Genomic DNA, 23406 nt, shown 5'->3' with positions numbered 1-23406 from the left:
TGGGGCCCGGGGATCGACCTGGGCCGGTGAAGGAAGGAAACGCGTGACCGAGACCGTGACAGAATGGTGAATCGAGATCACTCACGGTTCATTCATCTCATCCGGCAGCCAGGGCGGGGGCTTTGATGGACGCGCGGGATGATGCCTTGACGGCCGAGCAAGCGGCCGAGGCGTTCGCGGCGGATGTGGCCCACTGGCGCGAGGTCCGGGGCCTCGCCAAGCGGGAGTTGGCCAGAAGGATGGGCTTCGACCCGTCCTACGTCAGTCATGTCGAGTCGGGCCGGCACAAGCCGACGGAGGACTTCGCGCTGCGCGCGGAGGAGGCGCTGAACGCGGGCAAGGCCATCTGGCGACGATGGCTGGACTACGAGGCGGCCAAGGCCCGCACCGCACCGGCGCCCTTGACGCCAGTGTCCCGCAGAGCCGAGCAGCCGTACGCGGTCGGCTCGGCGATCGTCGTCGAGCACGACGCAGCCCGTCTGGACTACGACGGCAGCCACTACCGGCTGACGATGCGCCGACTGCTGCGGAACACCGGCAGCGAACCCATCACCCGCTACCTGATCCGCATCAGCGTCGACCGCTACCCCGGCGAACCCGAACGCTCCAACGCCCACTACCGCGAACACCCGCTGACCTGGGACGAACTCGCCCTGACCGCGACCTGCTGCGGAGAGGCGATGCACTGGCAGGCCAAGCATGACCGCGACGCCTTCAAGGAGGTGTGGCTGGCGTTCGAGAACAGCGAGGGCCGCTTCCCCCTCTACCCGGGCGAGTCGGTCTGGATCGAGTACGCCTACTCGGTGGGCGCCGAGAAGTGGGGCCGCTGGTTCCAGCGCGCCGTCCGCCTGCCTACCGAACACCTGGCAGTCGAACTCGCCTTCCCCACCGCACTCGACCCCGCCGTGTGGGGCACCGAAACCTCCATGACTGCCGAGGCCGCACCGCTGCGGACGGCCCCGATGCAGCGTGAGGAGAACGGGATGCGGATCTTCTCCTGGAGCACCTCCACACCCGCACTCCACGCCCGGTACCGTCTGGAATGGCGGTTCCGAGGCCGAACCGAACGGGACATGATTCAAGGGGAGTTCAGGTGAACCAGGTGCGGCCCAGCGAGCAGATGCGGGACCTCGGCGTCGTGCAAGACGGGGCTCCGGTCCTCATCGAGCCCGTCCGCGCCTTCGCCCTGCCGGCCGAGCGTGAGGCGGCCGAGCAGGCCGTCGAGCAGATGTTCTCCGCCATGGAGCGGATCCGGCAGGTCCACCCGTTCGCCAAGGGCATGGGTCTCGCGGCCCCTCAGATCGGGATCGGCAGGGCCGCCGCCGTGGTCCAGCCCCCCGGCGACGCCCCTGCGGTTGTCATGCTGAACCCCCGCATCACCGACCACTCCAGCGAAGCGGACGAGCAGTACGAGGGCTGCCTGTCGTTCTTCGACGTCCGCGGCCTGGTCCTCCGCCCCCTTCGGATCACGGTGGAGACCACGACCCTGGACGGACAGGTGGCGACCACCACCTACGAACGCGGACTCGCCCGGCTGATCCACCACGAGATCGACCACCTGGACGGCCTGCTCTACACCGCGCGGATGCGCACCGGCGTTACCCCCATCCCCGTCGAGCAGTACCGCCAGACCGGCCGCGCATGGGCCTACGAGCAGTGACAGTCCACCTGGCCGGCCCTGGGCGAAGCTCGGGCCGTTTCCAAGTCACCGGGGCCTTGGCCGAGCCGGCGGTACGGCTCGCGGTGTGGTAGCAGAACTGGGCTGGGCTCGCCCTTCCATCTTGTTGCGCGGGGGCTTCCTGACGACGGGTTCTCGAAGGCGGTTCAAGCGCCAGGTGAGGACTTCGCTGAGGCTGGTGGCGGTGTCGAGTTCTCGGTGGCGGGCGGCCTGGGTGAGGAGCGCGGAGGGAGCGCGGCCGGCTGCTGTGGTGTCGTTGAGGGTGGCGGCGAGGGCGGGCCAGTCGGGTTCGGCGAGGATCTGCTCGGCCAGGTCAGGCAGTGCTTGGCGCACCGTAGCGGCTTGCTGCTTCAGTAGCCATGGGGCGAGGTGCTGGCCCCGGTGGTGGAGCGCGGTCAGGGGTTCGGTGACTGCGGTCTGGTAGGCCACGCGGAGGTGCGTGGTTGCACGCTGCGCGGCCTCGGCCTGCTGGTGGTGGCCGCGGGCGCGGTGCCAGTGCTGGGCGGCGATGACCGCGAGCAGGAGAGCGTCGAGGACGATCGCGAGGAGGGCTCCGTCCTTCGGCGCGGGTTCGTGCAGGATCGCCTTCACCGCCCGGCGGATGGCCTGGGCCTGCTGGTGATGGGCGCGGACGCGGGACCGGGCGGCGCGCTCGAAGGCGGTGGCGGCCTCGACGAGCCGGGGCCGGATGGCGGCCGGAGCGAGTAGTGGGAGTGTGTCGAGGGCTTCGGCGAGGACGGTGATGTGGGCTTGTCCAGCGTCGTCCTCGCTGTGGGCGAGGCTGTCGGGGATCCCGTCGACGGCGCGGGTGAGTCGCCGCCAGACCGGGGCGTCAGCCCGTTCCGCCGGTGTTGAGGCCGTGGCCATGAGGCGTTCGGCGATCTTCGGGTAGGAGAGGTCTGGGGCGAGGGTGGAGCCGGAGAACCAGACGGGCTCGCCGTGGGCGTTGGTGTCGTCGTCGAGGGCGACCTTGTAGCCGCGGACGTCCCCGGAGGGGAAGTACTGGACGTCGACGAGGGCTCCGGCCCCCTCGACGATCCGGAAGAACTCCTCGGTGTTCGTGGCCGCCGAGACGGCGGTGCGGACGACGGTGCGCAGGTGTTCCCGGGCGGTTCGGGCGTTGCCGGTCCGGCGGGCCTTCTCCTGCTCGGCGCGGGTCGGCCGCTTGGCAGCGGTGCGGTCGCCTCGCGGCACCTGGCGGAGCCCGTACTCCTTCTCGATGGCGACGAGTTCCTTGTCGGCGCGCAGGAAGTCGTTCCAGTTCCTAGGCGGGCGGAGGTCGCCTTGAACCTTGGTGGCGACGATGTGGATGTGGTCGTCGGCGTGACGGACGGCGATCCAGCGGCAGGCGTCTGGGTCGTTAGTCGGGGCGATGCCGGTGGCGTTGAGGACGCGGCGGGCGATGGTGGCCCACTCGTTGTCGGTCAGGTGGCGGTCTTCGGGGGCGGCGCGGATCGAGCAGTGCCAGACGTGGTTCTTCGGCGCCTTGTGGCCGGCCTGCTTGACCCGCAGGTCGAGGACGGCGGCGAGCTGGGCGAGGGTGGCGTCGGGGTCGCGGCCGGGGTCAGGGGCGAAGCCGTCGAAGGAGGCGGCGAGGTGGGGGTCGGTGTGTTCGTTGGCGCGGCCCGGTCCGTAGAGGTAGTTCAGGACGCCCCGTGTTTTGTGGCCGGGCTTGACGATGTTCGCGATCAATCAGACCGCCCGGTGGTTCGTGGCGGCCACATCGGCGGCGGTGTCGACCGCCGCGACCGTCTGCCTCACGGTCGTCACGAGTCGGCAGGCCTCGGCGAGGACGGCGGCGTCCACAGAGTGTGCGTCGCCGCCGGCGTTGAGGCGGTGGGCGATCTGGTTCACGTTCGTGCCGATCCTGGCGAGCTCGGTACGCAGAGCGGCGAACTCGTCGATCAGATCATCGGTGGCGGCACGCTCGGCGGGCAGGGCGAGATCGTTGTCCAGGTGGGCCATGACGATGGCGCCGACGAGGTGCGCGCCGGCCAGATTGTGACGACGAGCCTCGACGAGGATTGCCTGCTTCTCGTCGACGCTGTAGCGGACATCGACACGCTCTCGGCGCTGCACGTCCTGGCGGGCACGGCGACGGGCGACACGATGCAGCGCGGCCTCATCGGCGGCACGCACACCCCACGCCCCCGGTGCGCCCTCGCGCCGGGGACCTGCCTCCGCCACCCTAGGGGCGGAGGCTTCCGCGTTGGACCGGCCCTTGGACGGTCCAACGCCATACCTTGCTCCGCCCGGGGCTGGGTGGGTGGCCGGCTGCTGGGCGGTGTCCGGGGAGTCGGGGGCGGGCTGAGCGTGCATCGGCGGGCTCTCCAATCGGTGGGGAGGACGAAGCGGTACTCGCCCCGAAGGAGTTCCGGGGCGAGCGGCCTGTTGGTTGGGGTCGGGGCTATGCGGCGGTCTTGGCGAGCTGCTGGTCGAGCTCGGTCTGGAGCTTGGCCCTGGCCTCTTCGAGGCGTTCGCGTCCACCGGGCCTGAGGCCCTGGGCGCGGATGGCGGTCTCCATGTGGCGGCGGGAGACCCGGCCGTCTCGTCCCAGGCGGGCGGTGCGGCCTATGGCGAGCACCTGCTCGTACGTGGCGATCGGCGCCTTGCCGTCCTCGGGGGCGGGCGGCGGTTCCGGATCAGCCACTTGCTCGTCGGCGGCGTCGCCCTCGTCAGTCTCGTCTTCGGCGGGGACCGGCTCGGTTGTGGCGGGCGGTGTGCCGGGCTCCGGAGGCGTGGTCTCGGTGGCCGCAGGTTCCGCGGGGGTGGGGCGGCGCTGGACGAGGAGGTAGAGGTGGACGGCGCCGGCAAGGGCGAGTGGGGCGATGGCGGAGATGACGCCGACGGTGATGTCGTCCAGGGCGAGCCCGCCTCGCCGCGTCTGTTGGTTGAGGCGGATGGCGTGCAGGACGTTGGCCCAGATGCTGGTGGCCGTGGCGATGCCGACCAGGGCCGAGACGTACAGGCGGGGCCGCAGGGGTGCGGTGCGCAGGACGAGGAGGGCGCCGATGCCGATGGCGATGAAGCCATCGATCACCAGCGGGAAGGCGTACGTCAGGAGTCGGTGGATGTGGCTGGCGGCGGCCATCTGGCGCAGGGCGTCGTACGAGAGCGCGAAGGCGGCCATGGCGAGGAGGGCGACGCCCGTACAGATCAGGACGGGGAGGGCGGAGGGAGGTGCGGTGGTGCTGGGGGAGGACAAGGGAGGGTGCTCCGGAAGCTCAGGGGGAGGCTGAGGTGGCCGCGCGGCCGGTGGCGGGTGGGAACCGTCCCGACTCGTCGCATGCCTGGTCAGCGCCGGTACGGGTGAGGGCCGTGACATCGGGTTGACCCGTCACGGGCGGGTGACCCGTCCCGGCCCTGACCTGCGAGGGGACGGGTGGGGACGGGTCGTTGTGGGTCAGGCGCTGGGTGCGGGGACCGGCAGGACAGCGGCTCGGCGGCTAGGGCGGTGGCCGGTGCGGCGGGCTCGGGGCAGTAACGGGCCCAGGCGTCGGCGAACTGCTCGCGGGCGAAGCCCCTGGCCTGGAGGCCGTCGGGGAAGCGGTGGCTGGCGGCGCTGATGCCGTAGTCCTTCAGCAGGAGCTGGAGGCCGCGCGCGGTGAGGCCCTTGTCCTTGTATTCGGGCCAGGGCGATTCGGTGTCCTCGTTGAGGATGCCGAGGAGGCGGCCGGTACGGAGCAGGCCGGGGTTGCCTTCGGTGGCGAAGGCGCGGCGGATGTCGGCGAGGAGGCGGAGGTTCAGGGTGCTGTTGTCCTGGTCCTGTTCGGCCTCGTGCTTCGTCATCGCCAGGCAGGCGGCGCGGGCGGCCTCGGGCCAGGTGCCGCCGGCGAGGTCGGCGACGGCGACGAGCGGCTGCCAGGTGTCGGCGGCGCGGTCCTCGACCGGCATGGGCGGGGTGAGGTCGAGGGCGGTGTCGTGGAGCGGGCCGAGCCAGGCCACGAGCCGGTCCCGTACGGCGTGGAGGGCGGGGGTGTCCCGTACGGTGCGGAACTCGGCGACCTTCTCGCTCGGCCCCCGCCGTCGCATCCGGATCACGACCGACCGGTCCATGATCGTGTCCGGCAGATCGCCGATCCCGGCGAGGGCGGCCATGGCGAAGGTCGGGAACTTCGACACCTCGTGGTTCGGGCCGGAGACCCGCAGGGTGGGCCGGTTGCGCTGGTGGCCGGCGTTGAGCAGGCCGCGCATCTCCTCGTTCTTCTCCGCGACCTTGGCCGACCCGAAGAGGGTGTCGGCCTCGTCGACGAGCAGGGTCGGCGGGTTCTCGGTGATCGACCGGAAGACCGCGGCGGCCGAGGCGTTGACCGTGATCAGCGGGTCGTGGACGGTCTCGGTGACCACGTCCAGGAGCCGCGACTTCCCGCACCTCTTCGCGGGTCCGACGACCGCGAGGCGAGGGGCGTGCTGCCACGCGGTCTGCAGGTGCGTGGCCGCGACCCACAGCGTCACCGCCGTGAGGGCGTCCTCGCTCGGCAGGACGACGTAGCGGCGGAACTGCGCTTGGAGGTCGGACAGCGCCTGGTCGCCCTCGGAGGGCGGTACGGGACCGGGCTCGGGCGACGGCTTCGGCTCGGGTGTGGCGGGTCGACCGGGTATGGCCACCGGAGGCCACGCGGCGCGAAGCGATGGCGCGTGGGGTGCGGCTTCGTCCATACTGGACATTGAGCTCCTCGATCTGCGGGCCATACGGGACGGCAATCCCGGCCATGCAGGTAGTCATTCAGGGATGGGTGGCGTGAGGTTTGCGCTTGAGCCCCTCGGTGTCGCTAGCACCGGGGGGCTTTTTGCATGCCGGAGCGCAGGGAACCGGCATGTTCATCACTATGCACCACGCAGTGGTGCTTTGCAAATCGCAGCATGTGGTGTACTGTTTCACTGGCCCTGCAAGGTGCAGCGGCGCGCTGCGAGAGGAAGGGGGGATCGATGTCGGACGACGAGCGCGTGCAGGAGCGCGAGCAAGAGCCGGAAGGTGTCCTGCTCCAGGGCGAGGAGAACGCCGCCAAGCGCATCAAGTTCGAGCGCGAGCGGCGCGGCTGGAGCACCACGACGCTCTCCGACCGCCTCAACGAGGCCGGCTACGAGATGAACCCGTCGGGCGTCTGGCGTATCGAGAACGGCAAGCGCCGCATCAACCTCGACGAGGCCATCGGCTTCGCCGACGTCTTCGGGGTCTCTCTGTCCAACCTCGTCGGCCCGCCGGGCCTCGCTGCCGCTGGCCGTGCCGTGGAGCTGATCGACACCGTGGTGGCCGCCAACGCCGCTGCCCAGAGAGCCCAGCACGCGTACCGCAGGGCGAACAACGAGCTCATCGCCTACCTCGATGAGCACCCGGAAATCCGCCGGGAGGCCGACGTGATGGTCAGCAACGCCATCGCCGAGAACATCAACAAGATCAATATCGAGGAGTTCGGGACCCCGAACCCGCTCCTGCCGTAGCCACTTCTAGTGGCCGCCCTGGCCCGCAAACCCCAGGACCCGGCCTCATTCGCAAACCCAGCCCATCCCATCCCTGAACGACCGGCCCGGCCGGGGTTGCCGCCCCACACGCCGAGGCCAGCAGAGGACCCCACTTGCGCCACACCGCGATACCCCACGCCTCCGCCCAGCCCCGCACGGCGGGGGAGGCGAACACCACTGACCGCCTGCTCACGGTCGACGAAGCCGCCGCACGTCTCGGCACCGGAGTCCGCTTCGTCCGCCGGCTGATCCAGGAACGCCGGATCCGGTACGTGAAACTCGGCAAGCACGTCCGCATCGCCGACAGCGTTCTGACCGCCTACATCGTGGAACGGACCGTCGAACCCGTCCGCGCCCGGCGCTCCCGCTATGGGGTGGCCGCCTGATGCCCCCTTCCCGCAAGCGAGCCCCTCGTCGCACCTTCGGGGCGATCCGCAAACTGCCCTCGGGCCGCTGGCAGGCGCGCTACCCCGGCACCGACGGCGTCCTGCGGCCCGCCCCCGAGCCGTACGAGACGAAGCGCGAGGCCGAGGTGTTCCTCGCCCAGGTCCAGGCCGACCAGTCGCGCGGCGACTGGATCGACCCGACCGCCGGTGAAGTGCTGTTCGCCGAGTACGCCGCGCGCTGGATCGACGAGCGCGGGGTCGCGGCCACGACCGAGGAGCTGTACCGGCGGCTGCTCCGCCTCCACCTAGAGCCGACCTTCGGGGAGCAGTACGTCAACGCCGTCAGCCCTGCCAAGGTCAGGACCTGGCGCGCGGAACGGCGGAAGGCGACCGGCGCCACCACGGTCGCTAAGTCGTACCGCCTGCTCAAGTCCATCATGCAGACGGCGGTCGAGGACGACCTGCTCCGTCGGAACCCCTGCTTCATTCGCGGGGCTGGCCGCGAGGATGCGGACGAGCGGCCGGTGGCCACGGTCGAGGAGGTCTTTGCGCTCGCCGAGGCCATCGGCATCCGCTGGCGGCTGATGGTCCTTCTCGGGGCCTTCGCCTCCATGCGCCCGGAGGAACTGGCCGAGCTGCGCCGCTCGGACGTCGACCTCGACGCCGGTTCGGTACGGGTACGGCGCGCGGCCCCGGAACTGAACACGGGCCGGCGGGTCATCGGCGACCCCAAGTCCCGAGCGGGCAAACGGGAGATCATGCTCCCTTCCTTCATCCTCCTCGACGTCCGCCGGCACCTGGAATGGTTCGCCCAGGACGGTCCCGACGGCCTCGTCTTCGTGGGGGAGCGGGGAGCCGCCCATCGGGGCACCACCTTCGGCCGCAAATGGCGCAAGGCCCGCGACACGGTCGGCCTACCGAAGGAGTTCCGCTTCTACGACCTCCGGCACACCGGCAACACCCTCGCTGCCGACACCGGCGCAAAGCTGAAGGACCTGATGGTCCGCGCCGGCCAGTCCTCGGAGCGCGCCCAGCTGATCTACCAGCACTCCACCAAGGCCCACCAGCGCAAGCTCGCAGACGACATCGACGCCGACGTCCGCCGCCAGCGGGCAGAGATCAAGCGCAGTACTGCGGGCAACGCGTCTGCGCACGTGCCTCGTGGTGCGCGCCTAGAAAGGTGATGTGAGGGCTCCAGCTCGTCGGCCCGCCGTCTTGGCCGGCTTGACGAGCTGGCTGCCTGTTGGAGGCGTCGGTCAGGTACTTTCCGGTTCGGCATTGAGCAGCCGTACCGTCCTGCGTGTGCGAGAAGTGAACGGCCGTGCGGTGATGATGTCCGCACCGCCGTCCTCAGCCGGGGTGACAGCCGTGATCTGAGCAGCTGGCATTGTTACTTCAGCCGTTCCGAGAGGCACCGGCTGGCCGAAGATCTCCAGACTGAACTCGCGCTCTTGCACCGCGAACTCGAGGCACTCACCGACCACCAAGAGCTGGTTGGCGGCCTCCGGGAGATCGGCAGGTCGTGCGAGGTTCCAATGAGCCAGGGACGGTGGCACTTCGACGCTCATCCCGCAGAGAAGCTGATGAGCTTGTCGGATGGCTGCCACGTCTGCCGGAGAGATGGATCGCGGCACGTCAAAAGGAGTGCTTGTACGCCGCTGGACCTCGCTGAGGTCCTCCATGAGTGTGATCTCCTCGTCCAGGACGTGGTCACTGATCGTGTCGTTCTTCACCTCTCCGCAGGGGACGGAAGGCCCCACGGCCTTGTTGTTCAGGTGGAGCTGGAATCGGTGTGGCGCGCGTGCCTGTCGTGCGAACCGGAGCAGAGACAACCGGTCGTGAGGCTGAAGTCCAGGCACCGGCGACATGGACAGGGAAGTCTCTGCGGTCTGATTCTGCACGTCCAGCCGCAAGACGATCTTCAGTGAGCCCGTGCGGTCGGTACCAGTGGCAACCGCGCCTCGCCTGCCTCTGTGGCGTACCTGGAGATCCACGGGCAGTGATGCCAGCCGACGCCCGTCCGCGTCCTCGATCAGAGCCCGCGCAAGGATGACCGGGCCTGATTGCTGGTTTGCTCCCAGGCGAAGGAGCGTGGAAGGGGTCGGAGGATCGCTGTGAACGCCGAGGCCGGCGGGGAGGTCAAGGACCAACCGCGAGAGGTGGTCGCCGGTGAGCTCGACAGGGTCGCCGAAATCTGTGAAGCGCTCCCACGCCTCACGCGCGTCGCGCCCAGCGGGAGTGTCAGGGAATGACGCCTGGAAACTGAGGGTTGTCGGGCGGTCTACTTCGGCGCCTCGGTAGGCGGGCTCCATAGAGATGCTCTCCCCGGTCGGTCCCGCGGTCACGGTGAACCGGTAATGCGGCTCGATTCTGTTGAGCTGCTCCACGGTTTCTCTTACGCGGGCGAGCGCGGCCGGCCCGTCTGCCACGCTGACGAGTTCCCCGTCGGCGAGGCGGCGCATGACCTCCTGCGTGGTCCAGTGGCCCTCGTGGAGGTAGTAGTGCGCGAATGCCGGCTGTTCGATCTCTCGTGCCTTCAGCCAGTTCAACCCGCACCAGGACAGCGGGAACTGGGAGCGGGAACGAAGCCCGTCGAACCAGTCCAGTTCCTTTGGGTTGGGGTCGATCGGGACCACAAGCGTCCAGCACGTGGGCCGGTGCTGGGCGGCACGGGCCAGCGATCGCTCGACCTTCGTGCGCCGGGCGGGAGTCATCCTGCCCGTAAACGACTTCATCTCGTAGATGGCCAGCGTGCTGCCGTCGCGGAAGAGAGCGTCCCTCCCGCCGTCTCCGCCGACGCCGTCGACGCGGAGCACCTCAGGGTTGAGCAGGTTGAGGAGCACGGCGACTGCTGTCTCGTAGTCGTCTGCTCGCTGTGCCACGAGCTCCCAGCGTGATGTGGCGCTTGCCATGTAGCCCTCCTCCCGCCAGTTTGTCGTGCGCGCCGTCGCAGAGGGAGGGGAATCAGGCACGGGCTCAGGCTGATGGATTCCCGAGGTCTCGAATGGCACGCGAATGGCACGCGACCCCCGACAGGTCTAAACAACAAAGAGGCCCTGGTCTCCGACCAGGGCCTTCGTCATGGAGCGGGTGACGAGAATCGAACTCGCGCTCTGAGCTTGGGAAGCTCATGTTCTACCATTAAACTACACCCGCGAAGCGTGCCGCCCGAGCGGCTCGTATCGCTCGATACTGTACCCCATGCCAGGTCCCCGGCGTTTGAGCCGTGGGGCTTTTTTGTTGTGGGGGAGGGTGGACGCGGGTTCTGTGGGCGGGAGTTGAGGGCGTAGCGTGAGGGGCGGAGTGCCGAATGGAGCGACGTCCCGTTCATCCCCTAATGTGGCGGTCTTGTCCAAGGCTTGTTGGGGAAGGGACTTGATGGACTCCATGGATCGCACCGTCGTCCGCTGTGCCGAAGGGCACGTTTTCGCTACCTCCTCGTTCCCGATGCAGCAGCTCGGGGCCGGGCGGATCGGGCCCGGGCGGCTCATTCGCTGTCCGCGCTGTGCGCGGTTGCGGCATGCCGTGCCGGTGGTGTTCGAGCGGCGGTAGGAGCGGGTGGCAGGCGCGCGGGCGGTCCCTGGGTGGGGAGGGCCCGCGCGTTTTGCGTATCCTCGGGACGTGCTTCTCTCAGACAAGGACATCCGGGCCGAGATCGACGCCGGACGTGTTCGCATTGATCCATTCGACGCGTCGATGGTGCAGCCCTCCAGCATCGATGTGCGGCTCGACCGCTACTTCCGGGTGTTCGAGAACCACCGCTATCCCCACATCGACCCGGCCGTCGAGCAGGCGGATCTGACCCGCATGGTCGAGCCGGACGGGGACGAGGCGTTCATTCTGCATCCCGGTGAGTTCGTGCTCGCCTCCACGTACGAGGTCATCTCGCTGCCCGACGATCTCGCGTCGCGGCTGGAGGGAAAGAGTTCGCTGGGGCGGCTCGGGCTGGTGACGCATTCGACCGCGGGGTTCATCGACCCCGGTTTCTCCGGGCACGTGACCCTGGAGCTCTCGAATCTCGCGACGCTGCCGATAAAGCTGTGGCCGGGAATGAAGATCGGCCAGCTGTGCATGTTCCGGCTGAGCTCGCCCGCGGAGTTCCCGTACGGCTCGGAGCGGTACGGGTCGCGGTACCAGGGCCAGCGCGGGCCGACCGCGTCGCGGTCGTTCATGAATTTCCATCGGACCCAGGTGTGATGCCCCATGACCAGCAGCAATGACGTGGACGACGTGCGGGAGAACCTGACCTACGAGGGGTTCGGCCATGCCGTGCGGGAGCTGGCGCAGACCATCGCGGACGACGGGTTCGAGCCCGATGTCGTGCTGAGCATCGCCCGCGGCGGGGTGTTCGTCGCCGGTGGGCTGGCCTACGCGCTGGACTGCAAGAACATCCATCTGGTGAACGTCGAGTTCTACACCGGCGTGGGCACCACCCTGGAAATGCCGGTCATGCTGGCGCCCGTTCCGAACGCGATCGACTTCTCGGACAAGAAGGTCCTGATCGCCGACGACGTCGCCGATACCGGGAAGACGCTGAAGCTCGTGCATGATTTCTGCATCGATCATGTCGCCGAGGTGCGCAGCGCGGTCATCTACGAGAAGTCGCATTCGCTCGTGAAGTGCGAATACGTGTGGAAGAAGACCGACCGCTGGATCAATTTCCCGTGGAGCGTGGAGAAGCCCGTGGTGCGGCGCAGCGGGCAGGTTCTCGACGCCTGACCGGGCGGAGGATCCGAAGGAAAGCATCGGTGGGGAAGCCAGGGCCCCCGGCACATTTCGTGTCGGGGGCCTCTTCGGTGCCGGTGCGGCGGAATTCCGTGCGGTGCGGTTCCGCGGATGCGGTTCCGCGCGGTGGGGGTTCCGTGCGGTGCGGTGGTGGCCGCGTGCGTCAGAGCGTGCCGAGCTTGAGGATCGACAGCAGGGCGATCAGCTGGATCGCGGACGCGCCCAGCGCCTTCGGCCACGGCAGGTCGTGCGACTTGCTCACCATCGTGGTGAACAGCGCGGCCGAGGCCAGCCAGGTGACCCAGCCGAGGATCTGGACCAGGGAGTTCTCGCCGCCGAGGAAGAGCGCGAAGATCAGCCGGGGCGCGTCCGTGATCGACATGATCAGCATGGACAGGCCCACGGTCGGCTGCCAGGCGCCGTCACCGCCCAGCTGGCGGGCGAGCGTGTGGGTGACCGCGCCCATGACCAGACCGCCGATGACGAAGCCGACGCCCGTGAGGACGACGTAGGGCACCGCCGAGGAGATCGTCGCGTTGATCGCGTCGTCCCGGGCCTGGTCGAAGCCGAAGAGGGCGAGCAGGCCGTACAGGAACGTGACGATCAGCGCCGGGCCCCAGACGGGGTAGTCGCGCATCTGCAGGAACGTCGGCCCCGGGCGCAGCACGATCCCGGAGAGCAGTTCCTTCCAGGGCAGCCGCGGGCCCGTGGGCTGGGCGGGTGCCTGGCCGGCGCGGTAGGTGTCGCCGTCGTTGTAGTTGTAGGGGTCCTCACCGATGCTGAACGCCCGGGTGTGACCGGGGGCGTCGGCGGCGAAGGGGTCGTCCTGCCGGGGGGCGCCGTGGGGGTGCTGGGGCGGGTTGTACGGGTCGCCGAAGTACTCCGGCTCCCCGTGGCCGCCCTGGCCGTGACCGCCCTGGCCGTGACCGGGCTGAGGAGCGCCGGGATAGCCGTTCCCGTGGTTGCCGTAGCCGCCGTTGCCCGGGGCGCCGTTGTTGTACGGGGGCGGGGCGGCGTTGCCTCCTGCCGGAGGCCAGGGCTGCTGCCCGTACGGCGGTGGTGCCTGCGTGCCGTACGGCTGCTGCCGCGGTTGTTGTTGCCCTTGCTGCGGGGTGCGGTTGTCCCGGCCGCGTCCGATCCTGAATCCAGCCACTCGTCGAACGTACCTGGTCCGCGCGGGTGCGGTCAGAGGGCCTGGGGCCACTGCCCGCCATTGCGGCCGAGCTGTGACATCCCCTAGGGGGAACCCCGGGCGCCCCGGCGGGGGTTGCCGGAACGCGGAAGCGGCCGGTCCGCCGGGTGGCGGGCCGGCCGCTTCACGCGTACCGCGGTCGGGTCACTTCGCCGGTTCGGGCTCCGGAGCGTCCTCCGCCTCGGCCTCCCCGGCCGGGTCGACCGGGGTCTTGACCGAGTCCAGCAGGAGCTGCGAGACGTCGACGACCTGGATCGATTCCTTGGCCTTGCCGTCGTTCTTCTTGCCGTTGACCGAGTCGGTCAGCATGACGAGGCAGAACGGGCAGGCGGTGGAGACGATGTCGGGGTTGAGGGAGAGGGCCTCGTCGACGCGCTCGTTGTTGATGCGCTTGCCGATCCGCTCCTCCATCCACATCCGGGCGCCGCCGGCGCCGCAGCAGAAGCCGCGCTCCTTGTGGCGGTGCATCTCCTGCTGGCGCAGACCGGGGACCTTGTCCATGATCTCGCGCGGCGGGGTGTAGATCTTGTTGTGACGGCCCAGGTAGCAGGGGTCGTGGTACGTGATCAGGCCCTCGACCGGGGTCACCGGGATCAGCTTGCCCTCGTCGATGAGGTGCTGGAGCAGCTGGGTGTGGTGGATGACCTCGAACTCGCCGCCGAGCTGCGGGTACTCGTTGGCGATGGTGTTGAAGCAGTGCGGGCAGGTCGCGACGATCTTCTTGGCCGACTTGGCCTTCTTCGTGGAGTCGTCCTCGTCGTCCTCGCCGAACGCCATGTTCAGCATCGCGACGTTCTCCTGGCCGAGCTGCTGGAACAGCGGCTCGTTGCCGAGGCGGCGGGCCGAGTCACCGGTGCACTTCTCGTCGCCGCCCATGATCGCGAACTTGACGCCCGCGATGTGCAGGAGCTCCGCGAAGGCCTTGGTGGTCTTCTTGGCCCGGTCCTCCAGGGCGCCGGCGCAGCCGACCCAGTAGAGGTAGTCGACCTCGGTGAGGTCCTCGACGTCCTTGCCGACGATCGGGACCTCGAAGTCGACCTCCTTGGTCCACTCCACGCGCTGCTTCTTGGCGAGGCCCCAGGGGTTGCCCTTCTTCTCCAGGTTCTTGAGCATCGTGCCCGCCTCGGACGGGAACGCGGACTCGATCATCACCTGGTAGCGGCGCATGTCGACGATGTGGTCGATGTGCTCGATGTCGACCGGGCACTGCTCGACGCAGGCGCCGCAGGTGGTGCAGGACCACAGGACGTCCGGGTCGATGACGCCGTTCTCCTCGACGGTGCCGATCAGCGGGCGCTCGGCCTCGGCCAGGGCGGCCGCGGGGACGTCCTTGAGCTGCTCCTCGGTGGCCTTCTCCTCGCCCTCCATGGTCTTGCCGCCGCCGGCCAGCAGGTACGGGGCCTTGGCGTGCGCGTGGTCGCGCAGCGACATGATCAGGAGCTTGGGGGAGAGCGGCTTGCCGGTGTTCCAGGCGGGGCACTGCGACTGGCAGCGGCCGCACTCGGTGCAGGTGGAGAAGTCGAGGAGGCCCTTCCAGGAGAACTGCTCGATCTGCGGGACACCGAAGACGGCGTCCTCGGCCGGGTCCTCCCAGTCGATCTCCTTGCCGCCCGAGGTCATCGGGAGCAGCGCGCCGAGCGCGGTCCCGCCGTCGGCGTTCCGCTTGAACCAGATGTTCGGGAAGGCCAGGAAGCGGTGCCAGGCGACACCCATGTCCTGCTTCAGGGCGACCGTGATCATCCAGATGAAGGAGGTCGCGATCTTCAGGCCGGCGAAGAAGTAGGTGAGGTTCTGGAGGGTGGAGACGTCCATGTCCCCCAGCCAGCTGACGACCGGGTACGAGATGAAGAACGAGGCCTCGTAGCTGTCGACGTGGTGCTGGGCGCCTTCGAGGGCGTGCAGCATGAAGATGCAGACGCCGACGATGAGGATGACGGCCTCGACGAAGTACGCCTGGCCGAAGTTGGACCCGGCGAAGCGGGACTTGCGGCCCGGCTTGCGCGGATGGGCCAGCTGGCGGATGACGATCAGGGTCAGGATGCCGAGCACGGTCATGGTGCCGATGAACTCGACGAAGACGTTGTACGGCGCCCAGTCGCCGATGATCGGCAGGATCCAGTCGGCCTTGAAGAGCTGGCCGATGGCGTTGACGATCGTCAGCAGCAGCGAGAAGAAGCCCACCGCCACGAACCAGTGCGCGACACCGACGACGCCCCAGCTGTTCATCCGGGTGTGGCCGAGGAACTCCCTGACCACGGTGACGGTGCGCTGTGCGGGCTCGTCCGTGCGGGTGCCCGCGGGCACGTTCTGGCCGAGCCGCATGAAGTTGAAGATCTGCAGGAGGGCGCGGAGGAACAGTGCCACGCCTACCACGATCAGAACCAGCGACACGATGATCGCGGCGAGTTGCATTTGGGGGCTCCTCGGGCCTGCGAGGGTGGAATCCAGTGTCAATGAGCGAGTACTGGCAATTATCTGGTCTTACTAAGCAGTAACTTAATCAGTCCGTGCTGACACTATCCACTTCTTCCGGTGGGCTGTAGCCGCACCGGCGGTGATCTGTGTCGCTCAGGCGTGCCTTGCCGCGCCGGGTCAGTGCTCGGACCGTCCGGTGCAGCGGGGCGTGGGCGGCCCTCGCCAGAATGGCCAGGTCCATTCCCACGTGGTGATGCTCGGCGTAGTGCTGGTCGAGCAGGTCCGGCTCGTCCCAGGGCATTCCGGAGCGGGAGCGCACCTGCGCCAGGCCGGTGAGGCCCGGTTTCAGTTCCTGCCGCCAGTGTCTCGCGGCGGGGGATCCGCCGGGACCCGGGGTGCAGGTTCCGCCCTGTACGGGTGACCCGTCCCCCTGGTGCGGGGGCAGGGGTTCGGGGCCGACCAGGGAGAGGTCGCCCCGCACGACGTGCGGCAGCCGGGAGAGCGTGTCCAGTCGCAGCCGCCGGGTGCGCAGCGAGTACAGGACGAAGACGCGACCGCCGGGGCCGGTCCGGGGCGAGCGGTCCAGTACGCCGCCCGGGGGCCGGCGGGCGGCGAGCGCGAGGGCGCCCGCGGCGAGCAGGGGTGCGGCCAGGACCAGCAGGACCGAGCCGAGGGTCAGGTCCAGTACGCGCTTGGCCGAGGGGCGCTCCCGCCGCCGTCCCGGCCGGGACGGTGCTTCTGTCCCCTCCGCTCCCGCCCCTGCCCGTGTCCACCGCCGTCCCCGCGGTCGCCTCTGCCTCTGCGTCTGCATCGTTCGCACCTGCCTGGGGTCACGGCCCTGTCGGGGGCGGGGGTCACGGCGGATCGATTGCCGGTTTTGCGTGGCTCACAGCATTTTGTGACAGAACGATCCCATGGGCCGATGATGAGAAGGGGTTGCGCCGCCCGGGGGACGGGGGAGTGTCGTCCGCGATCGCCCCGTATGCGCCGTTGTGAGGGTGGAGGTGCGGGGGTGTGGGTGCGGGGGTGCGAGGGGTACGGGGTCGGGAGTGCGTGGATGGCGCGAGGCGCGTGCACGATAGTTGAGTCGACTCGACTCAGGTCTGTTGACAGTGTGGCGGGGGTCGTGCATCCTTGAGTCAGATCCACTCAAGTAGTCAAGCTGGAGGAACTGAAATGGCACGTGCGGTCGGCATCGACCTGGGCACGACTAACTCCGTCGTCAGCGTTCTCGAAGGCGGCGAGCCCACCGTCATCACCAACGCAGAGGGCGCCAGGACCACGCCGTCCGTCGTCGCCTTCGCGAAGAACGGCGAGGTTCTCGTCGGAGAGGTCGCCAAGCGCCAGGCGGTCACGAACGTCGACAGGACGATCCGTTCGGTCAAGCGCCACATGGGCACGGACTGGAAGATCGAGCTCGACGGCAAGAACTTCAACCCGCAGCAGATGAGCGCCTTCATCCTGCAGAAGCTGAAGCGGGACGCCGAGTCGTACCTGGGCGAGAAGGTGACCGACGCGGTCATCACCGTCCCCGCGTACTTCAACGACTCCGAGCGCCAGGCCACCAAGGAGGCCGGCGAGATCGCGGGCCTGAACGTCCTGCGCATCGTCAACGAGCCGACCGCCGCCGCGCTGGCGTACGGGCTCGACAAGGACGACCAGACGATCCTCGTCTTCGACCTCGGTGGCGGCACCTTCGACGTGTCGCTCCTGGAGATCGGTGACGGCGTCGTCGAGGTGAAGGCCACCAACGGTGACAACCACCTCGGTGGTGACGACTGGGACCAGCGCGTCGTCGACTACCTGGTGAAGCAGTTCGCCAACGGGCACGGCGTGGACCTGTCCAAGGACAAGATGGCCCTCCAGCGTCTGCGCGAGGCCGCCGAGAAGGCGAAGATCGAGCTCTCGTCCTCGACCGAGACCACGATCAACCTGCCCTACATCACGGCCTCCGCCGAGGGCCCGCTGCACCTGGACGAGAAGCTCACGCGCTCGCAGTTCCAGCAGCTGACCGCGGACCTGCTGGAGCGGTGCAAGACCCCGTTCCACAACGTCGTCAAGGACGCGGGCATCCAGCTCTCCGAGATCGACCACGTCGTTCTCGTCGGTGGCTCGACCCGTATGCCGGCCGTCGCCGAGCTCGTCAAGGAGCTGACCGGTGGCCAGGAGGCCAACAAGGGCGTGAACCCGGACGAGGTCGTCGCCATCGGCGCCTCGCTCCAGGCCGGTGTCCTCAAGGGCGAGGTCAAGGACGTCCTGCTCCTCGACGTCACCCCGCTGTCCCTCGGCATCGAGACCAAGGGCGGCATCATGACCAAGCTCATCGAGCGCAACACCACGATCCCGACCAAGCGGTCCGAGATCTTCACGACGGCCGAGGACAACCAGCCGTCCGTGCAGATCCAGGTCTACCAGGGCGAGCGCGAGATCGCGGCGTACAACAAGAAGCTCGGCATGTTCGAGCTGACCGGTCTGCCGCCGGCCCCGCGCGGCGTCCCGCAGATCGAGGTCGCCTTCGACATCGACGCCAACGGCATCATGCACGTGGCCGCGAAGGACCTCGGTACCGGCAAGGAGCAGAAGATGACCGTCACCGGCGGCTCCTCGCTGCCGAAGGACGAGGTCAACCGGATGCGCGAGGAGGCCGAGAAGTACGCGGAGGAGGACCACGCCCGCCGCGAGGCCGCCGAGTCCCGCAACCAGGGCGAGCAGCTCGTCTACCAGACGGAGAAGTTCCTCAAGGACAACGAGGACAAGGTCCCCGGCGACGTGAAGACGGAGGTGGAGACCGCGCTCACCGAGCTGAAGGAGAAGCTCAAGGGCGAGGACACCGCCGAGATCCGTACCGCCACCGAGAAGGTCGCGGCCGTCTCCCAGAAGCTCGGCCAGGCGATGTACGCCAACGCCCAGGCCGACGGTGCCCCGCAGGACGCCCCGCAGGCGGGTGCCCAGCAGGCCAAGGCCGATGACGACGTCGTCGACGCCGAGATCGTGGACGACGAGAAGGACACCAAGGGCGGTGCGGTGTGACCGAGGAGACTCCGGGCTTCGAGGAGAAGCCCGACGTCCCCTCCGACGCCACCCCTGACGGAGCTGAGCCGAAGGACGCCCCCTCCTCCTCGGAGAAGGAGGCGTCCCCGGCCGGGGACGCAGCACAGAACGTCGGCCTGACGGCCCAGCTGGACCAGGCGCGCAGCGCGCTCAACGAGCGCACCGGCGACCTCCAGCGGCTCCAGGCCGAGTACCAGAACTACCGCCGTCGCGTCGAGCGGGACCGGACCACGGTCAAGGAGATCGCAGTCGCGGGTCTCCTCTCCGAGCTCCTGCCCGTGCTCGACGACGTCGGCCGGGCCAGGGAACACGGCGAGCTCGTGGGCGGGTTCAAGTCGGTGGCCGAGTCCCTGGAGACGGTCGTCGCCAAGCTGGGCCTGCAGCAGTTCGGCAAGGAGGGCGAGCCCTTCGACCCGACGATCCACGAGGCCCTGATGCACTCGTACGCGCCGGACGTCACGGAGACGACCTGCGTGGCGATCCTGCAGCCGGGGTATCGGATCGGCGAGCGCACCATCCGCCCCGCGCGGGTGGCGGTGGCCGAACCGCAGCCGGGTGCGACCCCGGCCGCGGCCAAGGAAGAGAAGGCAACCGACGAGGAGAGCGGTGGCACCGAGGAGGTCTGACAAACCGTCTGACCACCTCGCGGCCCACCGCCCGGCCGTGCGGAAGGCCCACGGGCCGGCCGCACGGCCGATCGTCCGGAAGGAGGGACGTCGATGAGCACGAAGGACTTCGTCGAGAAGGACTACTACAAGGTCCTCGGCGTCCCCAAGGACGCCACCGACGCCGAGATCAAGAAGGCGTACCGGAAGCTCGCCCGCGAGTTCCACCCGGACGCCAACAAGGGCGACGACAAGGCGGAGGAGCGCTTCAAGGAGATCTCCGAGGCGAACGACGTCCTCGGCGACGCCAAGAAGCGCAAGGAGTACGACGAGGCGCGCGCCCTCTTCGGCAACGGCGGCTTCAGGGCCGGACCCGGGGGTGCCGGGGGCAACTTCAACTTCGACCTGGGCGACCTCTTCGGGGGCTCCCAGGGCGGTGGCCAGGGCGGCACCGGCGGATTCGGCGGCGGCGGTCTGGGCGATGTCTTCGGCGGCCTGTTCAACCGGGGCGGTACGGGGACGAGGGTCCAGCCGCGGCGCGGCCAGGACATCGAGTCCGAGGTGACGCTCAGCTTCATCGAGGCGGTCGAGGGGGCCACGGTCCCGCTGCGGATGTCCAGCCAGGCGCCCTGCAAGGCGTGTTCCGGCACCGGTGACAAGAACGGCACCCCCAGGGTCTGCCAGACCTGTCTCGGCACCGGCCAGGTGTCGCGCGGCACCGGCGGCGGCTTCTCGCTCACCGACCCCTGCGTGGACTGCAAGGGCCGGGGCCTGATCGCCCAGGACCCCTGCGACGTCTGCAAGGGCAGCGGGCGGGCGAAGTCCTCCCGGACCATGCAGGTCAGGATCCCGGCGGGCGTCTCGGACGGCCAGCGGATCCGGCTGCGCGGCAAGGGCGGACCGGGCGAGCGGGGCGGCCCGGCCGGCGACCTGTACGTCGTCGTCCACGTCGACGCCCACCCGGTCTTCGGCCGCAGGGACGACAACCTCACGGTCACCGTGCCCGTCGACTTCACGGAGGCGGCGCTCGGCGGCGAGGTGAAGGTCCCCACGCTCGGCGGGCCCCCGGTCACGCTGAAGCTGCCGGCCGGCACGCCCAACGGGCGCACGATGCGTGCTCGGGGCAAGGGTGCCGTGCGCAAGGACGGCACCCGGGGCGACCTGCTGGTCACCGTCGAGGTGGCGGTGCCCAAGGACCTCGGCGACGAGGCCAGGGAAGCCCTGGAGGCCTACCGCAAGGCGACCGCGGGCCACGACCCGCGGGCGGCACTGTTCCAGGCGGCGAAGGGAGCTTGAGGTGGACGGCCGACGACGCAATCCGTACGAACTGACCGATGAGACACCGGTGTACGTGATCTCGATCGCGGCCCAGCTCTCGGGTCTCCATCCACAGACACTGCGCCAGTACGACCGGTTGGGCCTGGTCTCGCCGGACCGCACGGCCGGGCGCGGCAGGCGCTACTCGGCCCGCGACATCGAGCTGCTGCGCACCGTGCAGCAGCTGTCGCAGGACGAGGGCATCAACCTCGCCGGCATCAAGCGCATCATCGAGCTGGAGAACCAGGTCGCCGCGCTCCAGCAGCGCGTCGCCGAGCTCTCGGCGGCCGTGGACGGCGCGGCGCAGGCGATGCAGCAGCGCGAGGCGCAGGTGCACGCCTCGTACCGGCGCGACCTGGTGCCGTACCAGGACGTGCAGCAGACCAGCGCACTGGTGGTCTGGCGGCCGAAGCGGTCCAAGGACTGAACCGGGGGACGGCCCGGCGCCGCACACCGGGCGCCGGGCCGGTCCCGACGGGCGAAGGGGCGGGGAACGAACCACGGTTCGTTCCCCGCCCCTTCGGCGTGTCCCGGTCCCCTGCTGCGGGGGCGCGGTGGTCGTGGTGACCGGTGAGAGCGGCCGGTACGGGCGGTCGGCACAGGTGGCCGGTACGGGCGGTCGGCACAGGTGTTGTCGGGATGTTCGACCGAAATCGGATCACTGATCCGATCGTGCCTCGCCACAATGGGCAGGGGCCCGTCGGCGCCTTCTTTCGTCCACCACCGGCGCCGGACCCGTGCGGTCCGGCGGCGGAGTCGGGAGTCACGCATGTCCATGGTCGGCCTCTTCTGGATCACCGGATCGACGGTCCACATAGGCGCCCCGCCGAACGAGCCCCACGCCGGTGTCCTGGTCACCGAGGAGGGGCTGACGGGGATCGGCGAGGAGCAGAGCGGCCAGTGGGCGTGGGAGGACGTCCGGAACATCGAAGTCCTTGCCGCGCCCGTGCGTTCCACGGTGGGGAAGACGGCCGGAATTCTCCTGGACATGGTGATCACATCGGCGCTGGGCGGGGTCGACGACGGCCCCGCGATGTTCGTGCACTTCGAAACCCCGCAGGGAAAAGTGAAGTTGACCGCCTTCGCTGCCGCCCTCTCCTACGGCACCGAGGAGTTCGGCCTGTCGAGTGCCCTCCTCGAAGCCTTCGCCGACGGCCGGGCCACCCCCGCCGCCCTGTTCGCCTGGGGGCGCGACCACCAGGACGGCACCCCTCAGCGCGCGGAGCGCGAGAGGCTGCTGGCGGAGTGGGGCGGGGACGCGAAGAAGGCGTGAGGGCCCGTGGGAGCCCGTGGGGCCCGTGGGGCGCGTCGAGCGGGAACCGCCGCCTCCCCCGGGGCGGCAGGCGGCGGGAAACGGGCTGCCGGCGGGCACACGGGGCCGGAGCGGGCGATGCACGGGCCCCGTGGGGCCGGAACGGGTGATGTGCGGGCCCGCGGGGCGGGTTCGTCCCGCCGCCCGGTCCGGTCCGCCGTCCCGGGCGTTCTCCGTCGTGCCGCGGGCGCGGCCCGGTCAGCCCTGTCCCTCTTCCTCCAGGATTCCCGACCGGGCTATCAGATAGCCGAGCTGGGCCCGGCTGTTGCTGCCGAGGGCGGCGGCGAGCTTGGCGACGTGGGCCCGGCAGGTGCGGACGTTCATGCCGAGGCGGCGGGCGATGGAGTCGTCCACGTGCCCCTCCACGAGGAGTTGGGCGATGGAGCGCTGCACCCCGCTGATGCCCAGGGAGGTCGGTTCGTACTTGACCTCCTCGCGCAGGGGAGCCGCTCTGGTCCACAGCTGCTCGAACACGTTGGCCAGGTACTCGACCAGCCCGGGATGACGGAGTTCCAGGGCGACCTGGTCGTCGTCGCTGGCCGGGATGAAGGCGACGGTCCGGTCGAACACGATCAGACGGCCGATGAGCTCTTCGAGGGTGCGTATCTCCATGTTGTCGTCGGCCATGCGTTCCGCGTACGCGAGCGTGCTGGGGCTGTGGCGCGCGGTGTGCTGGTAGAGGGTGCGGATGCCGATGCCGCGGTGGACGACGGACAGGCCGCGCTCCAGCGACTTGCTGAGACGGTCCTCGCTGCGGCCTCCGCCGGGCTGGACGGTGAGCACTTCGGTGCGGCACTCTGCGGTGGCGAGATCCAGGGCGGCGTTGATCCGGTTCACACCCTCCAGCACGGTGATGGCGTGCGTGGTCGGTGGTCCCAGGGTGCTGATGTCCATGAACGGCTCGAACGATTCCGTCAGCTCGACCGAGTGCCGACGGCGTTCCAGGATCTCGCGCTCGATGGGGTGCAGATGTTGCGCAAGGGCGGTGGACGGCGGAACGGGCCGGAGCCAGGCCGGGTCGTCCGGATCGGGATGCAACAGCGCGAATTCCATCAGGCAGGGCGCCGGCCCTACTTCGGCGCGAGCGATGCGTCCCAGCCGCAAAGCACTGGTGTAAAGCCGTGCTCCCGCGTCGCACAGTTCGGTGATCCCATGAGAATGTGTCGGATTTGCGTTGCTTATGGTCATATCGTCACCCCCCAGGTTCTTGCACATGCAAGAACATGATGCATCTACGCGGTGGTGCTTGCGTGCCCAGGTGA

At 69.3% G+C, this 23406-nt stretch carries 21 protein-coding genes and 1 tRNA gene; 12 read left to right on the top strand and 10 right to left on the bottom strand.

The genetic code is table 11. The annotated features are described in order from the left end of the window. Positions 1-146: 146 nt before the first annotated feature. On the top strand, positions 147-1097 hold the full coding sequence (locus tag ABZZ04_RS10070) for a helix-turn-helix transcriptional regulator (RefSeq protein WP_356931704.1): 951 nt from the start codon (positions 147-149) through the stop codon (positions 1095-1097). Next, entirely contained in the window at positions 1094-1660 is a 567-nt protein-coding gene (locus tag ABZZ04_RS10065) for a peptide deformylase (protein ID WP_356931703.1), read from the top strand. The genes ABZZ04_RS10070 and ABZZ04_RS10065 overlap by 4 nt, the downstream gene beginning before the upstream one ends. 45 nt (positions 1661-1705) lie before the next feature. On the opposite strand, the gene ABZZ04_RS10060 is transcribed toward ABZZ04_RS10065, so the two are convergent. The 4 genes from ABZZ04_RS10060 to ABZZ04_RS10045 all read right to left on the bottom strand — a co-directional run bounded on the left by ABZZ04_RS10060 (position 1706) and on the right by ABZZ04_RS10045 (position 6337). Beyond that, positions 1706-3370, bottom strand: coding sequence for a relaxase/mobilization nuclease domain-containing protein (locus ABZZ04_RS10060; protein WP_356931702.1), 1665 nt, complete (start codon positions 3368-3370; stop codon positions 1706-1708). Continuing rightward, the gene (mobC, locus tag ABZZ04_RS10055; protein ID WP_356931701.1) at positions 3371-3817 is read right to left on the bottom strand and encodes a plasmid mobilization relaxosome protein MobC; all 447 of its coding nucleotides are present in this window, start codon (positions 3815-3817) and stop codon (positions 3371-3373) included. It lies immediately after the preceding gene. A gap of 268 nt (positions 3818-4085) precedes the next feature. Continuing rightward, on the bottom strand, positions 4086-4883 hold the full coding sequence (locus ABZZ04_RS10050; RefSeq protein ID WP_356931700.1) for a DUF2637 domain-containing protein: 798 nt from the start codon (positions 4881-4883) through the stop codon (positions 4086-4088). An 89-nt stretch (positions 4884-4972) separates the two neighbouring features. Then, positions 4973-6337, bottom strand: coding sequence for a DUF3631 domain-containing protein (locus tag ABZZ04_RS10045; protein ID WP_356931775.1), 1365 nt, complete (start codon positions 6335-6337; stop codon positions 4973-4975). Between the two features lie 270 nt (positions 6338-6607). On the opposite strand from ABZZ04_RS10045, the gene ABZZ04_RS10040 reads away from it, so the two are divergent. The 3 genes from ABZZ04_RS10040 (at position 6608) to ABZZ04_RS10030 (ending at position 8711) form a co-directional block, all read left to right on the top strand. After that, a complete protein-coding gene (locus tag ABZZ04_RS10040; protein ID WP_356931699.1) occupies positions 6608-7120 on the top strand; it encodes a helix-turn-helix transcriptional regulator in 513 nt (170 codons plus the stop codon). A 134-nt stretch (positions 7121-7254) separates the two neighbouring features. Further along, positions 7255-7527 carry an excisionase family DNA-binding protein gene (locus tag ABZZ04_RS10035; protein ID WP_356931698.1) on the top strand — a complete coding sequence of 91 codons (273 nt, stop codon included), beginning with the start codon at positions 7255-7257 and terminating at the stop codon, positions 7525-7527. Further along, entirely contained in the window at positions 7527-8711 is a 1185-nt protein-coding gene (locus ABZZ04_RS10030; RefSeq protein WP_356931697.1) for a site-specific integrase, read from the top strand. Before ABZZ04_RS10035 ends, ABZZ04_RS10030 begins: the two co-directional genes overlap by 1 nt. Before the next feature lie 72 nt (positions 8712-8783). Here ABZZ04_RS10030 and ABZZ04_RS10025 read toward each other — a convergent pair whose 3' ends face one another. Together ABZZ04_RS10025 and ABZZ04_RS10020 are read right to left on the bottom strand one after the other, a co-directional pair. Continuing rightward, complete coding sequence (locus ABZZ04_RS10025) at positions 8784-10439, bottom strand: hypothetical protein (RefSeq protein WP_356931696.1); 1656 nt, start codon at positions 10437-10439, stop codon at positions 8784-8786. 170 nt (positions 10440-10609) lie between these two features. Continuing rightward, positions 10610-10683: transfer RNA gene (locus tag ABZZ04_RS10020), tRNA-Gly, on the bottom strand. Positions 10684-11148: 465 nt separating this feature from the next. On the opposite strand from ABZZ04_RS10020, the gene dcd reads away from it, so the two are divergent. Both dcd and ABZZ04_RS10010 read left to right on the top strand, forming a co-directional pair. Beyond that, on the top strand, positions 11149-11724 hold the full coding sequence (gene dcd / locus ABZZ04_RS10015) for a dCTP deaminase (protein WP_283852536.1): 576 nt from the start codon (positions 11149-11151) through the stop codon (positions 11722-11724). A gap of 6 nt (positions 11725-11730) precedes the next feature. Continuing rightward, a complete protein-coding gene (locus tag ABZZ04_RS10010) occupies positions 11731-12246 on the top strand; it encodes a phosphoribosyltransferase (protein ID WP_356931695.1) in 516 nt (171 codons plus the stop codon). A gap of 169 nt (positions 12247-12415) precedes the next feature. Here the strand turns inward: ABZZ04_RS10010 and ABZZ04_RS10005 are convergent, their stop codons facing one another. The 3 genes from ABZZ04_RS10005 to ABZZ04_RS09995 form a co-directional block, all read right to left on the bottom strand. After that, positions 12416-13405 (bottom strand): Yip1 family protein, encoded by a 990-nt coding sequence (locus ABZZ04_RS10005; RefSeq protein WP_356931694.1) that lies wholly within the window; start codon positions 13403-13405, stop codon positions 12416-12418. Positions 13406-13588: 183 nt separating this feature from the next. After that, complete coding sequence (locus ABZZ04_RS10000; protein ID WP_356931693.1) at positions 13589-15856, bottom strand: (Fe-S)-binding protein; 2268 nt, start codon at positions 15854-15856, stop codon at positions 13589-13591. A gap of 88 nt (positions 15857-15944) precedes the next feature. Beyond that, positions 15945-16670, bottom strand: coding sequence for a sugar transferase (locus ABZZ04_RS09995; protein ID WP_356931692.1), 726 nt, complete (start codon positions 16668-16670; stop codon positions 15945-15947). Between the two features lie 365 nt (positions 16671-17035). On the opposite strand from ABZZ04_RS09995, the gene dnaK reads away from it, so the two are divergent. The 5 genes from dnaK to ABZZ04_RS09970 all read left to right on the top strand — a co-directional run bounded on the left by dnaK (position 17036) and on the right by ABZZ04_RS09970 (position 22105). Continuing rightward, the gene (dnaK, locus tag ABZZ04_RS09990; protein ID WP_148836358.1) at positions 17036-18889 is read left to right on the top strand and encodes a molecular chaperone DnaK; all 1854 of its coding nucleotides are present in this window, start codon (positions 17036-17038) and stop codon (positions 18887-18889) included. Next, positions 18886-19536: a nucleotide exchange factor GrpE gene (gene grpE / locus ABZZ04_RS09985; RefSeq protein WP_356931691.1), complete on the top strand. Its 651-nt coding sequence runs from the start codon at positions 18886-18888 to the stop codon at positions 19534-19536. Before dnaK ends, grpE begins: the two co-directional genes overlap by 4 nt. 93 nt (positions 19537-19629) lie before the next feature. Then, positions 19630-20811, top strand: coding sequence for a molecular chaperone DnaJ (gene dnaJ / locus ABZZ04_RS09980; RefSeq protein ID WP_356931690.1), 1182 nt, complete (start codon positions 19630-19632; stop codon positions 20809-20811). A gap of 1 nt (position 20812) precedes the next feature. Next, positions 20813-21259, top strand: coding sequence for a helix-turn-helix domain-containing protein (locus ABZZ04_RS09975; RefSeq protein WP_148836355.1), 447 nt, complete (start codon positions 20813-20815; stop codon positions 21257-21259). Positions 21260-21601: 342 nt separating this feature from the next. Next, positions 21602-22105, top strand: a complete 504-nt coding sequence (locus ABZZ04_RS09970) for a hypothetical protein (RefSeq protein WP_356931689.1) — start codon at positions 21602-21604, stop codon at positions 22103-22105. A gap of 237 nt (positions 22106-22342) precedes the next feature. Here ABZZ04_RS09970 and ABZZ04_RS09965 read toward each other — a convergent pair whose 3' ends face one another. Continuing rightward, on the bottom strand, positions 22343-23332 hold the full coding sequence (locus tag ABZZ04_RS09965; RefSeq protein ID WP_356931688.1) for a helix-turn-helix transcriptional regulator: 990 nt from the start codon (positions 23330-23332) through the stop codon (positions 22343-22345). Between the last annotated feature and the right edge of the window lie 74 nt (positions 23333-23406).

Origin of the sequence: Streptomyces sp. NPDC006435 (assembly GCF_040612315.1) — a bacterium.
In the GTDB taxonomy this organism is placed as follows: domain Bacteria; phylum Actinomycetota; class Actinomycetes; order Streptomycetales; family Streptomycetaceae; genus Streptomyces.
This window is presented reverse-complemented; position numbering and strand designations above follow the sequence as displayed.